Below are 14,391 nucleotides of genomic sequence, written 5' to 3' on the forward strand. Positions count from 1 at the left end.
CCTTCCTCGCGACTACCGCTGCGGCTGCAGCGTCCGAGCGCGGCGATCGTAAGGCGGGGGACGTTCGGGAAAACCTCAGAGATTCCCCGCGGGGACCGCGCGGGACCAGCCCGCTCCACCTGGGACAATGGACAGACCCGGACGCGCCGGCGCCATCCGGGCCCGACGGCGGCGGCGGGCCTCGCCGGGGCGCGCCATATGATCGCCGCAGGGCCGCGACGGAAGCGGTTCCGAGTTGCTGGGAGTGGACAGGTGAGTTCGTACCGCCACGCCGTCGAGCGGAGCGACAGTTCCGACCTCGCTTGCGGCGTCGTGCTCCACTCCGCGCCGGGCCACCCCGCGTTCCCCGTCCGCCTGGCGACCGAGATCTTCCTGCGGGCCCAGGCCAGGCTCCCGGGCGACGGTCCGGTGACGCTGTGGGACCCGTGCTGCGGCAGCGGTTACCTCCTGACGGTCCTGGGGCTGCTGCACCGCGGCTCGCTCCGGCAGGTGATCGCCTCCGACGTGGACCCCGCCCCGCTGGAACTCGCGGCCAAGAACCTCGCCCTGCTCTCTCCCGAGGGGCTGACCGCGCGCGAGGCCGAACGGCGCGAGCAGAGCGAGCGCTTCGCCAAGCCCGCGTACCTGGAGTCCGCGGCCGCCGCCCGCAGACTGCGGGACCGCCTGGAGGCGGCCGGCGGTGCGCTGCCGTACGCCGTCGGCGCCGCGGACGTCTTCGATCCGCGGTCGCTGTCCGCGGTCCTCGCCGGGGCCGCGCCCGACGTCGTGCTGACCGATCTGCCGTACGGCGAGCGGACGCACTGGGACGGGGCGGTGCCCGGGCAGCCGGTGGCCGGCATGCTGCGCTCGCTCGCGTCGATGCTGCCCGCGCACGCGGTGATCGCCGTCACCGACCGCAGCCGGAAGATCCCGGTGGCCCCGGTGCCCGTCCTGGAGCGGCTGAAGATCGGCACCAGGTCGGCCGTCCTGGTCCGGGCGGCCGACGTGCTGGACGCCTGCTCCTGAGCCCCGGCCCGAATACGCGGCCGACCTGGGGTTTTCCCCAGTTCCTTTTCCCTAGACTCGCCACGCCAGGATGGCTTCAGGTGTGTTCTTGGGAGGGCGGAATGGCGGGAGCCCGGGTGCTCATGGCCGGGAATTTCCATTGGCAGGCGGGGTTCAGCCAGACCGTCGCAGCCTATGTGGAGGCGGCGGGCGAGGCGGGCTGCGAAGTCCGCGTCAGCGGCCCCCTCTCGCGGATGGACGACCAGATCCCGCGGCACCTTCCGGTGGAGCCGGACGTGCGGTGGGGAACACATCTGGTGTTCATGTTCGAGGCCCGGCAATACCTCTCCGACGAGCAGGTCGAACTGGCCTGCTCCATTCCCCGGGACCGGCGCCTGATCATCGATTTCGACGGCCACTGGGGCGGCGTCGCCACCGCCGGCGACAGCTCCGTCGGGACCCATGCGGTCGAGGACTGGCAGCGGCTCTACTCCACGCTCGGCGACCTCGTCCTGCAGCCCAAGACGGGCCCCCTGCCGGACGGCGCGGAGTTCTTCCCTTGTTTCGGCATGCCCGGCCTGGTGCGGCACCCCCTGGAACTCGGCCGCGAGCGGGACTACGACCTCCAGTACATCGGCAGCAACTGGGGGCGCTGGGAGCCGTTCGTCGAGGTCGTCGAGGCCGCGCGGCGGGCCCGGCTGCGGCGGATACGGGTCTGCGGACGGTGGTGGGACGACGAGACCTGCCCCGGGTTCGAGGACATCACCTCCGGCGAGCCGGAACGGCTGGCCGGCGTCGAGGTCGCGCCGCCGGTGCCGTTCGGGCACGTCGTCGCGGAGATGGGCCGGGCGGCGATCACACCGGTGCTGGTCAGCCCGCTCGTCGCCGACACCGGACTGCTCACGGCCCGGGCGTTCGAGACCCTCGCCTCCGGCTCGCTGCCGGTGCTGCCGGCCGAGGCGGAGTTCATGTCCCCCCTGTACGGCGGGGGAGCGGAACCCCTGATGCTGGGCGCGGACCCCGCCGCGGCGCTCGGCCGGCTGGCGGGCGACTTCGAGCGGCACGCGGAGCTCGTGGGACGGATCCAGGAGCGGGCGCGGGCCCGGTACAACTACCCCAGGCTGCTCGCCGAGTTGCTGGCGTTCTTCCGCTGACCGACCCGCTGCCGGACGGTCTCGTAGAGGACCGCGGTCGCGGCGTTCGCGGCGTTCAGCGAACTCGCCGAGCCGGTCATCGGGATGCTGACCGTGTGGTCGCACAGGTTGCGCCAGGTGTTGCTGAGCCCGGACGTCTCGTTGCCGACCAGCAGCAGGGTCGGCTGGGTGAAATCGAAGTCGAAGACGTCGCACTCGCCGTCCTCGTCCGTACCGACCAGGACGATCGGCGTCCCGCCCGCCCGGCGGGCCTCCACCCACTCCATCACCTCGGCCGGCGACGGCACTCGGACGGCGGGCAGGGAGAACAGCGATCCGGTGCTCGACCGCACCGCCTTGGGGTCGTAGACGTCGGCGGCGTGCCCGGCCACGATCAGGCCGTGGGCGCCCAGGGCGTCCGCCGAGCGGATGATGCTGCCGATGTTCCCCGGGCTGGTCGGCCGGTCGAACAGTACGCCCAGGAAGTCCTCCCGGACCGGGATCCGGCCCAGGTCGTCGGCGGGCATCTCGACGACGGCGATGACCTCGGGCGGGGCCTCGCTCTTCTCGCCCAGCTCCATCATCAGGTCCGAGCCCATCGCGACCTGCTCCGTCCGCACCGTGCGGAGGAGCTCCCGCGCCCACTTCGACAGCTGCCGCTGCCCGTCGTAGAGGAGCGTGCGGACGGGCCAGCCCTGCTCCACCGCGAGCGAGACCGGGCGGACGCCCATGACCAGGAACTCACCGGCGCGCGTGCGCTTGTTGCGGTTGCCGAGCAGCGCCTGCCACTGCTGGAAGCGAGCGTTGCGTGAGGTGATCCGCCGAGCCGCCGGCATCCGCACTCCCTGTGATCTTGCCGTTTTGCGCGAGCTTATAGCCCGGCCGAGCGCCGGCCGTGCCGGGCCCGAGTTTGCCGGGCTCTACGACAAAATCCCAGGCCAGAGACTCTGGCCTGGGATTCTTTGGAGCCGCCTGCGGGATTTGAACCCGCGACCTACGCATTACGAGTGCGTTGCTCTGGCCAACTGAGCTAAGGCGGCAAGCTGCCGGGCCAAGACTGGCATCAGCAGCGGACCTAAGTCTACACAGGTCCGGAGGGTGCTCCGTACCGGGCGGTCCTATGGGCGTATGAGTGGGCCGGGGCTGACTGGGGCGGACCGGTGCGGGCCGGGGCGGTCGCGGGAGAGAGGGGCGAGGGGGCGGAGGGATCAGGAGCAGCGGAGGCCGGAGCGCGGCGGAGTGCCGTTGAGGAGGTACGCGTTGATCGCGGAGTCCACGCAGGAGCTGCCGCGGGTGTAGGCGGTGTGGCCGTCGCCCTCGTAGGTGAGGAGGCGGCCGGAGGAGAGCTGGGAGGCGAGGGCGCGGGCCCAGGGGTACGGGGTGGCGGGGTCGCGGGTGGTGCCGACGACGAGGATGGGGGCGGCGCCGCGGGCCGTGATGCGGTGCGGGTGGCCGGTGGGGTGCGTGGGCCAGTACGCGCAGCTCAGGGAGGCCCAGGCGAGGGCTTCGCCGAGCACCGGAGAGGCTTTGCGGAACGCCGGGAGCGCTTGCCGGACGTCTTCCGGCCCGTGGAAGGCGGACGGCGCGTCCAGGCAGTTCACGGCGGCGTTGGCGGCCATGAGGTTGGAGTACGAGCCGTCGGCGTTCCGCTCGTAGTAGGCGTCGGAGAGGGCGAGGAGCACGGAGCCGTCGCCGGCGGCGGCCAGGGCCAGGGCCTTGCGGAGGACGGGCCACCCGGCCTCGTCGTACATGGCCGCGATCACCCCCGTCGTCGCCAGCCCTTCGGTCAGTCGGCGGGACTGGCGGGTGGGGAGCGGACGGGCGTCGATCCGCTCCAGGAACGACCGCAGGCGGTTCCCGGCGTCCGCCGGCCCGGAGGTGCCCAGCGGGCAGTCTGTGTGCCGCGCGCAGTCGCGGGCGAAGGCGGTGAACGCGGTCTGGAAGCCGGCCGTCTGCTCGCGGTTGACGCGCTCCGCGTCGAGCGACGGGTCCAGCGCGCCGTCCAGCACCAGCCGGCCGACGCGGGACGGGAAGAGCTCCGCGTAGGTGGCGCCGAGGAAGGTGCCGTACGAGGCGCCGACGTAGTGCAGCTTGTCGTCGCCGAGCAGGGCCCGCAGGACGTCCATGTCCCGGGCCGCCTCGACGGTGGAGACGTGCCGCAGGATCCTGCCGGAGCGGGACGCGCAGCCGTTGGCGAACTTCTTCAGGTTGGCCACGAAGCGGCGGGTCTCCGCGGCGTCCCTGGGGGTGGGGTCGGACTGGGCGTAGCCGTCCATCTCGCTGTCCGACAGACAGGTGACGGGGGTGCTGCGGCCCACTCCGCGCGGGTCGACGGCGACGAGGTCGTAGCGGGCCCGGACGGACGACGGGTACTTCGCGGCCGCGTGGCCTTGCAGGTAGCCGATCGCGGACCCGCCGGGGCCGCCCGGGTTGACCAGCAGGGACCCCAGGCGTTTGCCGGGGTCCGCGGCCTTTTTGCGGGAGACGGCGAGGGTGATGTCCCCGCCGCGGGGGACGCGGTAGTCGAGCGGGACCTTCATGCTCGCGCACTCGAACGCGGCGCTCTTCCCGCCGCCGCAGGAGTGCCAGCGCAGTTTCTGGCCGTAGTACGGGCGCAGGGGGTTCGCGAGGGCGGCGAGGTCGGTGTCGGCGGTGGTCGTCAGGGCTGACGCGCCGGGTCCGGCGCTGTCTCTCGGCGCGGCGGCGGCCGGGCCGGGCCCGCCGGCGGCCAGGGCGGAGAGCAGGAGGGCCGCGGTGGCGGCCAGGGTGCCGGAGGTACGGAGCAGGCGGCTGGTGTCCATCGGCAGGTCCCTCTGTGTGGCAGACAGGTGGGCGTGCGGCGTACGGCGTGTGGCGACCACCGGGGGTGCGGTGGTTCCGGTCGCGTGCGGTGAAGCGGGCGAAGCGGCAGGAGTGGGGGAGCGGGTGGATTCACACGGATTCGTGAGCCGCACGGGGCCGGGCACGGGTGTACGGAGAGTATCCGGACGCATACCGGATAGGGGTCGTATGAACGGTCAGGTCGGCTCGTACGAGTGAGGATTCACTCGGGTTGTGGTGTCCTCGGGCCTCCTGTGCTGGGCCGGTCGGCGGGGGCCCCCGCGGGAAGTGCGCATGGGGTGCACCAATTTCGCGAACCTCTTGACTCCGGATATATGCGGAGCAGACTGGTCATACACCAGCCAACGGTGAGAGCCGCACCGTCGATGAAGACGTTCATCGGCCCGAGTGACCCCCATCTCGTCGACTGGCCAGGCCCCCGGGAGGGTTCCTGCCGGGATCGGTGCCGCGGGCGACGGCCCGGGTTCGCGGTCCGGCGTGGAGCACCGGGGGCTGTCGCATGCCTGTGACGCTGCGGCGTGCCGGTGGTAGCCGGGCGGGGCCGGCGCCGGAGCACGGACCGTCTGCCGCGGGGGCGTGAGGGGCGCGTGCGTCGGATGGAGGCGCGGAGACCGGCGCACCGGCGCACAGCCGGAATGCCGGCCGCCGGCCCGGGGCAGGACGGCGAGGCGGCGTCCGAAAGGCCCGGCAGCGCCGCGAGAGGAGCTCACCATGCAGCGCGTTCCCCCGCCCTCCGTGCCCTCGGCGGTCCGCGCGGCGTCCGCGTCCGCCGGACGCTGACGACGGCCGCCGCCACCGCGTTGCTCGGCCTGGGCGGCGTCGCCCTCGCGACTCCGGCTCAGGCCGAGGCGGATGTGCACCTCTTGGGCGGTGTGGCGGACGCCGTCGTGAACCGGACCATCGGCGCGCAGCTCCTGCGGACCGAACTCGTGCGTACGGACGACCCGTTGCGTGGCATCATCTGAGCCGGTCCGCCGGGCTGGCCGGAATCGTCTCCCGCCCGTTGCCGGGCACTCCTTCCTCCGCGATGATCACGTCTCGCAGCGATTCGATCACGCAGAGGACTGGAGATCGGACATGGCATTCCGCATCGCGCTCCGCACCGCCGCCACCGCCTTGGCGGCCGCCGCGCTGACCGTCGCCGTCGCGCAGGGCGCCCCGGCATCCGCGGCGGAGCACGGGACCATAGCGGCGCATACGGCATCGAGCGCGGCCGCCGGGCTTTCCGGGCTTCCGTCGGCGAAGCAGACCGCCCCGGCCGACGACAACCCGTTCCGGGCCATGGAGCTGGACGGCCTGAAGGCGGAGTTCCGCTTCATGTGCCCGGCCGGGCGCTGTGTGGGCTACTGGTCGCTCGCCCTCACCGAGGACCGCCTCAAGCGCCACTACCAAGGCGGGGAGTTCTTCGCCTACGCGCCGGCGAAGGGCGAGTTCGGCTTCTTCCTCGACACCGACATCGCCTACCGCACGGTCAAGGACCCGCGGCGGGTCCGGCTGGTCGACAGCGACTTCACCCGCCGGAACCCCCGCGTCGAGATCCGCTACGGCAACCCGGACCGGCCCCGCGAGGCGGACGTGGTCGCCACGGCCACGACGTGGATGTGACGCGGCGGCGAACCGCGGGGTGAGGAACCGCTCCGCGACAGGGCCCGCCTTCACCCCTCGACGTGCCCCGTCCTCACGCAGCGGCCTGACCCGCCCTCACTCCGCGACGCGGCCCGCCCTCACTCCTCCCGGGCGGCGAACGGGCCGCCGGCGCCGAAGACCCGCTCGGCGAAGCGCTCGCCTATGCGGCGGTGCCCGGCGTCGTCCGGGTGGAGGCCGTCGGGGAGCGGCACTTCGGCGAAGTCGGACTCGCCGTAGAGCGCGAGGCCGTCCAGGTAGTGCAGGTTCGGGTCCTCGGCCGCCCGCTGCGCGGCGATACGGGCGAGCTCGTTCCGGATGACGGTCAGCGTCAGCCGCGTGGGGTCGGACGGGTCGCCGAGGGCCCGGAAGGTCATCCGGTCGCCCTCGAACTCGGGCATGAGCGGCCCCGGGGTGGTCTCCTGGGCCGGGCAGAAGACCGGGGACACCACCAGCAGCGGCACGTCCGGGTGCCCGTCGCGGATGGTGTCGAGGAAGCCGTGGACGGCCGGGGCGAAGGCCCGCAGCCGCATCAGATCGGTATTGACCACATTGATCCCGATCTTGACACTGATCAGGTCCGCGGGCACGTCCCGCATCGTGCGCGCCATGAACGGGTCGAGCAGGGCGTTGCCGCCCAGGCCGAGGTTGATCAGCTCGACGCCGCCCCGGGCGGCGGCCAGCGCCGGCCAGGTCGCGGTCGGCTGCGTGGCGGCGGAGCCGTGGCTGATGGAACTGCCGTGGTGCAGCCACACCTTGCGGCCCCGGTCGGGCACGGGCTCCACGGGCGCGTTCGTACGGAGGGCGACCAGTTCCGTCGTCTCGTCGTGCGGCAGCCAGATCTCGACGTCCTTCGGCTCGCCCGGCAGCCCGTCGAACCGGAGGGTGCCGGTCGGGCCGGGGGTGACGGAGAAGGAGCCGGAGGCCATGTCGACCGTCCGCACGTCGCCGCCCTCCGCGCTCGCCCGCCCGGCCGGACGGCCGTCGACGAGCAGGACGTACGTGCCGGAGGGGCGCGGCGGCAGGCCCGGGTACACGGTTTTCGTGGGCAGCACGTCCAGTTCGACGGCGGTGGCGCCGGTCCGGAAGGCCAGCCGGACGCCGGAGGGCTGGGACTCCATCGTCAACAGGCGGTCGTCCGGGAACCGCTGCCGGACCCCGGCCGGCAACCGGTGCGGCAGCAGCCCGCGTTCGGTCCGTTCCAGCTCCAGGGCGCCGCGCAGGATGCGGGTGTCGATCGGGGTGGTGATCCAGTCGGTCACTTCGGTCTCCTACGGGCAGCGCTGCGCGGGGTGCGTGTCCTGAACTCGTCGTGGGGCCGACCGCGTCCGTCCTGAGTCCTTGCCGCCGGCCCGCACTTCCGTCCGCCCTCCGGCCGTGGAGGACGAGACACCTTCACCCTAAGCGGCCCCACTGACAACGCCCGCCCGGCCCCGTATGAAGCCCTGCCCCGTGTGCAGCCCGGCCCCACGCGCAGCCCGGCCCCACGCGCAGCCCGGCCCTGTGTGCCGCCCGGCCCGGCAAGCCGCGCCGCCTCGGCGGTCCGGCGGTCCGGCGGCCGACGGGTCCGCCCGCGCGCCGGGTCCCGCCCCTACTTCCCGGCGCGGGCGTTCGCGGTGTGCGCGTCCAGGAACTCCTCCCAGGTCCGGGTGCCGAACGACGCTCCTTCCAGGGACAGGTTCTCGGCGGCGCGGTAGGCGCGCCCGACCCTTCCGGGCAGGCGCACCGGCAGCATCGGCCGCCGCTTGCCGTGCGCCCGGAGGTAGTCGCGGGCGAGTTCGCCCATGCCGTGGACGGCCGGGCCGGCCAGGTCGGGGACGAGGCCGGCGGGCTCGCCGAGGGCGAGTTCCACGAGGCGTACGGCCACTTCGCGGGCGTCGACGGGCTGCATGCGGATGCCGCCGGGGACGGGCACCACCGGCATCTTCGCCATCGTGCGCACCGCCTTCAGGACCAGGTCGTGGAACTGCGCCGCCCGCAGGGTCGTCCACGGCAGGCCCGACTCGGCCACGGCCCGCTCGGCGCCCAGCTTGGACCGGAAGTAGCCCAGCGGGATCCGGTCCGCGCCGATCACCGAGATGTACACGAAGTGCCGCACCCCGGCTTCCGCCGCGGCCCGGACGAGGTTGCGGGTCGCGACGTCGTCCCCCTTCGGGCCGCCCGCGAGGTGGAGGACGGTCTCGACGCCGTCCAGCGCCGCGGCGAGGGCCCGGCCGCCGTCCTCCGCGAGCAGGTCGCAGGCGACGTACTCGACGCCGTCCGCCGCCTCGCGGGCGTGCCTGCTCAGTACGCGCACGTCGCGGCCCGCCCGCCGCAGGAGGGGAGGACATGGCCGCCCAGCGTGCCCGTGCCGCCGGTGACGAGGATGGGTGACGTCATGACTGCTCCACTGTGCTCGGACCCGGAGGCGAACCTCCGGGCGCGTCCGCCGGTTTCGGTGATCTACTGCTCTGACCCGCAGGGGGAAGGGAATGTGACAGGTGGACGAGAGCGATTTCCCGGCCGTCCGGTTCGAGGAGCACCGGAGCCGGCTGCGCGCGGTGGCGTACCGCGTGCTGGGCTCGCTGAGCGAGGCCGACGACGCCGTTCAGGAGGCGTGGCTGCGCTTCGACCGGACGGACGTGAGCGAGGTGGAGAACCTCGGCGGCTGGCTGACGACCGTCGTCGCGCGCGTCTGCCTGAACGTCCTGCGCACCCGTGAGCACCGACGTGAGGACCCGCTCGACGCCGTTCCGCGCCTGCCCGATCCGCTGATCGGCCGGGAGGACGCGGCCGACCCCGAGCAGGAGGCGCTGCTGGCCGACTCGGTGGGGCTGGCGATGATGGTGGTGCTGGAGTCGCTGGCGCCGGCGGAGCGGCTGGCGTTCGTCCTGCACGACATGTTCGCCGTGCCCTTCGACGAGATCGCGCCTTTGCTGGAACGTTCCGCCGCGGCGACGCGCCAGCTCGCCAGCCGGGCCCGCCGGCGCGTCCGGGGCCAGGCACCGGCACCCGACCGCGACCTCGCGCACCAGCGCAAGGCGGTCGACGCGTTCTTCGCCGCGGCGCGCGACGGCGACTTCGACGCCCTCGTCGCCGTCCTCCACCCCGACGTCGTCCTGCGCTCCGACGGCGGTGCCGCGCGGGCCCGCCGGACGGCCGTCCTGCACGGCGCCCGCACGGTCGCCTCGCAGGCGGTCACCTTCTCGAAGCTCTCCCCGTTCGTCCGCCCGGTGCTGGTCAACGGCGCCGCCGGTGTCGTGGTCGTCATGAAGGGGCGGTTGCTGACGGTCATGGCGTTCACGGTGGTCGACGGGCGGATCGCGGCCGTGGACGTGCTGATGGATCCGGAGCGGCTGGCCGGGGTCGATGTGCCGGGGGCGGACGAGTGAGGCCGGCGGGGCGCTTCACCGGCTGATCCGCCCGCACCGGCCGGCGGGGCGCTTCACCGGCTGATCCGCCCGCACCGGCCGGCGGGGCGCTCCACCGGCTAGCCCGCCCGCACCGGATTGGGCAGACCGGTCCACAGGTCACCCTGCCCGCCTGTGGACAGCCGCATGGCCGTCAGGGCCTTCGCCGGGAGGGGAGCCGTCAGGAGCGCGCGGACCTCCGGGGTCCGCGGGAGGTCCCGGGCCGCGGTCTCCAGGAGGGTCGCGAGGGCGGGGGCGTCGCCGGCCAGGGGGGCCAGGGCGCCGGTGACCAGGCAGCCGACGACCTTGCGGCGGAGGACGGCCGGGTCGTCGGTCAGCAGGCGTCCGGTCAGCGGAGGAGCCGGGATGCCGTGCCGGGCGAGCCGCGCCGGGCTGATGCGGATGTCGGCGAGGTCGCGGTAGACGAGGCGCAGGGGGCGGTCGTCCCGGTCGACGACGACGAGGAGGTTCTGTCCGTGCGCCTCCAGGGCCACTCCGGTGTCGAGCAGGTCCAGGCAGACGCCGAGCGCCAGGCGGGCGAAGGCCACGGCTCGCGCGAGACGTTCGCCGGGCGGCCGGGAGTCCAGCAGCGCCGGCAGGACGGCCGCCGGGACGACGCGCTCGCCGGCCGCCGTGTCCCCGTACCCGTACGGCGACTCGCGCAGCACCGCCGCCAGATCGGCCGTGCCTGCCCCCGCCGCCGCGAGGGTACGGGCGATGTGCAGCCGGCCGTCCAGCCGGCGGGCCACGCGTTCGGCGAAGTCGGAGGTGGCGAGGGCGTGGGTGACCGAGTACGGCGAGATGTCCCGGACCGCCGACGTCAGTTGGGTAGTGACCGCCGTTTTGACGTGCACGTTCCCGCCCATGTCGAGCGTGCGCAGGGACAGCAGGGGGTGCGCCGGCGGGCCCGGGCGCAGTGGGCGGCCGTCGAGGACGTGTGCGGCCTGCCAAGGGTGGACCGGTATCAACAATGCGCTGCCGTCACGCAGTTCACTCGGCCACGCTCCCGTCACCGTCCCGTCCGGCACGGCCGTCAGGCGCAGCTCCACCACCGGCCGGTGCTCCGGCGCGTACGCGAGCTGTTCGGCGGCGGAGAAGCCGGGGCGCGCGCGACAGGTGGGGTGGTAGGGGTGGCCGTCCGTCGGCCACTGCTCCCACTCCCAGGGGGACCGGACGGCGAACGGCGTGCCGCGCTCGTGGCGGGCGGCGCGGGAGAGGGCCAAGGAGGCGGCGCTGTGGTCGAGTTCGGCGGCGAAGCGCGGCCCGTTCGGCAGGCCGAGCCGTGCCGACAGCTCGGTCATCAGCTCCGACGGGTGGTCGTGGCGGGCTCCGCCCAGGTCCAGCGCGGTGACGGTGGTGGCCGTCGACCAGGGGTCGGACGGCGGGCCGTGCAGCCGCCCGCCGTCGGACAAGCGCAGGGTGACGCCGTCGTGGCCGTCCGCGCGGGCGGTGATCCAGGGCAGGGGCTCGTGGACGAGGCCGCGCCACAGACGGGTCAGCACGGACGCCCTGGCGCCGGGCAGGAACGCACGGTAAGCGGACGCCACATCGGGCGCGGCGGCGGCGAGTTCCCTGGCGAGGATTTGCTCGGCGGAGGTCCGGCACACGCGCATGTCCTACCGCAGGGGAACACCCTCCACACATACTGATGGCCGATGAATGCACTCACTCGGGCCGCTGACGCGCTGGCCGTGACGCCACTGCTCAACTGTCTGCTCAGAGAAGCCGCCGAGCTGGCCGACGCCCCCGGGCCGGCCGGGCCCGCCGCGTCCCCGGCCGTGCCGCCGGGCGGGGCGCCGGCCGCGGGCCCGGACGCGGTGAACGGCTCGCCGAGGATCGCGGCCGCACAGGGCTTACCGGTGCCGGTGGCCTCGGCCTCCCCGCTTCCCATGGCTCCCAGGGCCCCCACGGACCCCGCCACCCGCAGAGCGGCACTCACGGCACCGCCGCCCCTGACGCCCCTGCCCGAGGACCGGCCGTATCCCGCCGAGCCCCCCTCCTCGAACGCCCCCCGCTCCGTCTACCGACTCCGCGCCTCCGGCCGCCTGTTGCGCGTCCGCGCAGGGCACCGCCCGTCCGAGCCCGAGCTGTGGACCGGACGGAGCTGGCGGCCGCTGCGCCACGCGGGCCTCGTGTCCCTCGCGGCCCAGGAGATGCGCGCCGCCACCGGGGTGGCGAACCGCGCGCTGCCCGCCGAGATGACCGCCGGCCGGGCCGCGGTGGAGGCGGTCCTCGCCGCCCGGGTGCACGCGGCGCCGCCCGATGACCCATGGCTGCGGTCAGAACAGGCCCTCGTCATGGGGCACCCCTTCCACCCGGCGCCGAAGGCGCGCAGCGGTGGCGGCCCGCCCGCCGCCTGGTTGCGGTACGCGCCGGAGGCGTACGCCCGCTTCCCGCTCGTCCTGCTCGGGGTCCGGGAGGACGCGGTCGTGGAGGACGGCGACACCCGGGCGCTGGACGCCTTGGGCGAGGCGCCGCCCGGTTACCGTCTGCTCCCCGCCCACCCCTGGCAGCTGGAACTCGCAGGCGGCAGGCCGGAGATGCGGGCGGCGTTCGCCGACGGGCGGCTGGTCCGCCTCGGTCACACGGCCTGGCAGGCCCGTCCCACGGCCTCGGTGCGCACGGTGTACGTACCGGGGGAGACGCCGCGCGGGGCCGGGGGCTCCCGCCGTCGCCCGCCGGTCGCCCGGGCGGCCGCCGGGGACCTCTTCCTGAAGTTCAGCCTGGACGTCCAGATCACCAACGACGTCCGTCGCATGCGCCGTCACGAACTCCGCCACGTCCGTCGCACCGACCCCCTGGTCACCGCCGCCTTCGCGGCGATGGGCGGCCCGGCGGCCTGGCTCAGCGAACGCTGCCACCGCACCGTCGACGGCCTCTTCGAGACCTGCGCCGTCCTCGCCCGCGAGGGGCTCTCCCGGCACCTGCTCCCCGGTACGACCGCCGTCCTGGCCGCCGCGCTCGCCGAGGGCTTCGACGGCAACCCCCTCGACCGGATCGTGGAACCGCTGGCCTGGTGGACGGCGTACGTGCGGTGTGTCGTGCCGCCCGTGCTGGAGGCGTTCGCGCGGTACGGCGTCGTGGTGGAGTGCCACCTGCAGAACACCCTGATCGCCGTGGACACCCAGGGCACGCCCGTGCAGTCCGTGTTCCGTGACGCGGAAGGGGCCAAGGTGCTCGCCGAGATGCCGCGGGCGCCGGCGTGGCGGCGGCTCGCCTACTGCCTGGTCGTCAACAACCTCAGCGAGGTCGCGGGGGCGCTCGTGCACCGGTTCCCCCGGTGCGGCGCGGAGTTGTGGGCCGCTGCCCGGGACGAGTTCGAGCGCTGTGACACGCTGCCGGACCTTCCCGTCCTCCCCGAACTCGGCGCGCTGCTCGCCGCGCCCACCCTCCCGGGGAAGGCCAATCTGCTCTCCCGCTGGATCGGCGCGGACGGCACCGACCCCCGCTACCTGCCCGTCCCCAACCCGCTCGCGCCGCGCTCCGGCGCCGCCCCGAGCCCGGCGCGCGCCGCCTCGCGCGGCCGGCCGCCGTCGCCCGCTCCCTGACCCCGGGCCGGCCGCCGGGGCCGGGGCGCCCCCGGAGCGCTGTTGGCGCCAGAGGTCGCCGGTACGCCTTGGGGTGCTCGTGGCGCGCTCGTGGCGCGCCTCCGCACAACCCCTTCGGCAGGAGGGGAAGAGGTGTACGAGGGGAAGGTTCGTCACCAGAGATTCACATTCCGTAATCGACTGATGGAGGACCGCCATGGCCCTGACCCCTGTCCCCGGCCTGAAGCAGACCCCGGCCCCGGGCCCCGGCTCCGAGCCCGGCCCGCGCCGGGATCACCTGAGCGTGGTGGGCTCTCCTGCCGGCGCCCTGGTGGCCGTGCGGGGCGGCGTCGCGTCCGGGCCCGACCGGCGGCCTTCCCGGGTCCGCCCCGGCCCGGTACGCCGGGCGAGCCCGCCCCCGCGGTCGGGCGCCCGCGTGCGACCGGTGGGGCGCGGTGTGACGATGGTGATCGGGGGTGTGTCCGGAGTGTGTTCATGCTGAGCGGCTGGAAGAGGGTGCTCCCATGACCGGCATGAAGAGCTGGAACGTACAGATCAGCATCAAGGAGAACGCCGAGACGGTGAACGCGGAGGCGCGGCTGAGCGGGGCCGCCGCCGGGACGATGGTCGGCGAGGGAGTGGCCCGCTGCAATCCCGCCGACGAGAACGTGCCGGAAATCGGCGACGAGCTCGCCGTGGCCCGCGCCATGTCGTCGTTGTCCCACCAGTTGGTGAACACGGCGGCCTCGGATATCGAGCGCCACACCCACAAGCCGGTTCAGGGCCTCGGGGTCTGAGCGGCGGCGCCGCGAACCAGCCGGCGCCGCACCGCCTCGCGTCGTTTCTCCGCGCCGGGTCCCCATGGCGAACACGGACGTCGTCCCCGCATCGCAC

11 protein-coding genes, 1 tRNA gene and 1 pseudogene are annotated in these 14,391 nt (G+C 74.2%); 7 read left to right on the forward strand and 6 right to left on the reverse strand.

Annotated elements, in window-relative coordinates; translation table 11 throughout:
• Nucleotides 1-252 precede the first annotated feature (252 nt).
• Nucleotides 253-1,005 (forward strand): rRNA methyltransferase, encoded by a 753-nt coding sequence (locus ACQEVS_RS18610; RefSeq protein WP_433021798.1) that lies wholly within the window; start codon nucleotides 253-255, stop codon nucleotides 1,003-1,005.
• A gap of 101 nt (nucleotides 1,006-1,106) precedes the next feature.
• Nucleotides 1,107-2,138, forward strand: coding sequence for a glycosyltransferase family protein (locus ACQEVS_RS18615; protein WP_433021800.1), 1,032 nt, complete (start codon nucleotides 1,107-1,109; stop codon nucleotides 2,136-2,138).
• On the opposite strand, the gene ACQEVS_RS18620 is transcribed toward ACQEVS_RS18615, so the two are convergent.
• From ACQEVS_RS18620 to ACQEVS_RS18630, 3 genes are all read right to left on the reverse strand, one after another.
• Nucleotides 2,096-2,953: an RNA methyltransferase gene (locus ACQEVS_RS18620; protein WP_433021802.1), complete on the reverse strand. Its 858-nt coding sequence runs from the start codon at nucleotides 2,951-2,953 to the stop codon at nucleotides 2,096-2,098. The genes ACQEVS_RS18615 and ACQEVS_RS18620 overlap by 43 nt on opposite strands.
• A 127-nt stretch (nucleotides 2,954-3,080) precedes the next feature.
• A tRNA-Thr gene (locus ACQEVS_RS18625) sits at nucleotides 3,081-3,157 on the reverse strand.
• A 168-nt stretch (nucleotides 3,158-3,325) separates the two neighbouring features.
• Nucleotides 3,326-4,918, reverse strand: a complete 1,593-nt coding sequence (locus ACQEVS_RS18630; protein ID WP_433021804.1) for an alpha/beta hydrolase — start codon at nucleotides 4,916-4,918, stop codon at nucleotides 3,326-3,328.
• Nucleotides 4,919-5,593: 675 nt separating this feature from the next.
• Here ACQEVS_RS18630 and ACQEVS_RS18635 point away from each other — a divergent pair.
• Both ACQEVS_RS18635 and ACQEVS_RS18640 read left to right on the forward strand, forming a co-directional pair.
• Nucleotides 5,594-5,923, forward strand: coding sequence for a hypothetical protein (locus ACQEVS_RS18635; protein ID WP_433021806.1), 330 nt, complete (start codon nucleotides 5,594-5,596; stop codon nucleotides 5,921-5,923).
• Between the two features lie 112 nt (nucleotides 5,924-6,035).
• The gene (locus ACQEVS_RS18640; RefSeq protein WP_433021808.1) at nucleotides 6,036-6,563 is read left to right on the forward strand and encodes a hypothetical protein; all 528 of its coding nucleotides are present in this window, start codon (nucleotides 6,036-6,038) and stop codon (nucleotides 6,561-6,563) included.
• Nucleotides 6,564-6,682: 119 nt separating this feature from the next.
• Here ACQEVS_RS18640 and ACQEVS_RS18645 read toward each other — a convergent pair whose 3' ends face one another.
• Nucleotides 6,683-7,843 carry a GDSL-type esterase/lipase family protein gene (locus ACQEVS_RS18645; RefSeq protein WP_433021810.1) on the reverse strand — a complete coding sequence of 387 codons (1,161 nt, stop codon included), beginning with the start codon at nucleotides 7,841-7,843 and terminating at the stop codon, nucleotides 6,683-6,685.
• A gap of 329 nt (nucleotides 7,844-8,172) precedes the next feature.
• Nucleotides 8,173-8,960: pseudogene (locus ACQEVS_RS18650) on the reverse strand (SDR family oxidoreductase).
• Nucleotides 8,961-9,061: 101 nt separating this feature from the next.
• Here ACQEVS_RS18650 and ACQEVS_RS18655 point away from each other — a divergent pair.
• Nucleotides 9,062-9,952: a sigma-70 family RNA polymerase sigma factor gene (locus ACQEVS_RS18655; RefSeq protein WP_433021812.1), complete on the forward strand. Its 891-nt coding sequence runs from the start codon at nucleotides 9,062-9,064 to the stop codon at nucleotides 9,950-9,952.
• 98 nt (nucleotides 9,953-10,050) lie between these two features.
• On the opposite strand, the gene ACQEVS_RS18660 is transcribed toward ACQEVS_RS18655, so the two are convergent.
• Complete coding sequence (locus ACQEVS_RS18660; RefSeq protein WP_433021814.1) at nucleotides 10,051-11,583, reverse strand: IucA/IucC family protein; 1,533 nt, start codon at nucleotides 11,581-11,583, stop codon at nucleotides 10,051-10,053.
• 42 nt (nucleotides 11,584-11,625) lie between these two features.
• On the opposite strand from ACQEVS_RS18660, the gene ACQEVS_RS18665 reads away from it, so the two are divergent.
• Nucleotides 11,626-13,518 (forward strand): IucA/IucC family protein, encoded by a 1,893-nt coding sequence (locus ACQEVS_RS18665; protein WP_433021816.1) that lies wholly within the window; start codon nucleotides 11,626-11,628, stop codon nucleotides 13,516-13,518.
• A 503-nt stretch (nucleotides 13,519-14,021) separates the two neighbouring features.
• Nucleotides 14,022-14,294, forward strand: a complete 273-nt coding sequence (locus ACQEVS_RS18670; protein ID WP_433021818.1) for a DUF1876 domain-containing protein — start codon at nucleotides 14,022-14,024, stop codon at nucleotides 14,292-14,294.
• Nucleotides 14,295-14,391 lie beyond the last annotated feature (97 nt).

The sequence above is a fragment of the Streptomyces sp. CA-181903 genome (assembly GCF_050937075.1).
In the GTDB taxonomy this organism is placed as follows: domain Bacteria; phylum Actinomycetota; class Actinomycetes; order Streptomycetales; family Streptomycetaceae; genus Streptomyces.

Bases quoted from the DNA above. Each gene is read 5' to 3' on its own strand.
- ACQEVS_RS18665 (WP_433021816.1), top strand. From the start codon at position 11,626: ATGAATGCACTCACTCGGGCCGCTGACGCGCTGGCCGTGACGCCACTG.
- ACQEVS_RS18670 (WP_433021818.1), top strand. From the start codon at position 14,022: ATGACCGGCATGAAGAGCTGGAACGTACAGATCAGCATCAAGGAGAAC.
- ACQEVS_RS18615 (WP_433021800.1), top strand. From the start codon at position 1,107: ATGGCGGGAGCCCGGGTGCTCATGGCCGGGAATTTCCATTGGCAGGCG.
- ACQEVS_RS18660 (WP_433021814.1), bottom strand. From the start codon at position 11,583: ATGCGCGTGTGCCGGACCTCCGCCGAGCAAATCCTCGCCAGGGAACTC.
- ACQEVS_RS18630 (WP_433021804.1), bottom strand. From the start codon at position 4,918: ATGGACACCAGCCGCCTGCTCCGTACCTCCGGCACCCTGGCCGCCACC.
- ACQEVS_RS18640 (WP_433021808.1), top strand. From the start codon at position 6,036: ATGGCATTCCGCATCGCGCTCCGCACCGCCGCCACCGCCTTGGCGGCC.
- ACQEVS_RS18635 (WP_433021806.1), top strand. From the start codon at position 5,594: ATGCCGGCCGCCGGCCCGGGGCAGGACGGCGAGGCGGCGTCCGAAAGG.
- ACQEVS_RS18620 (WP_433021802.1), bottom strand. From the start codon at position 2,953: ATGCCGGCGGCTCGGCGGATCACCTCACGCAACGCTCGCTTCCAGCAG.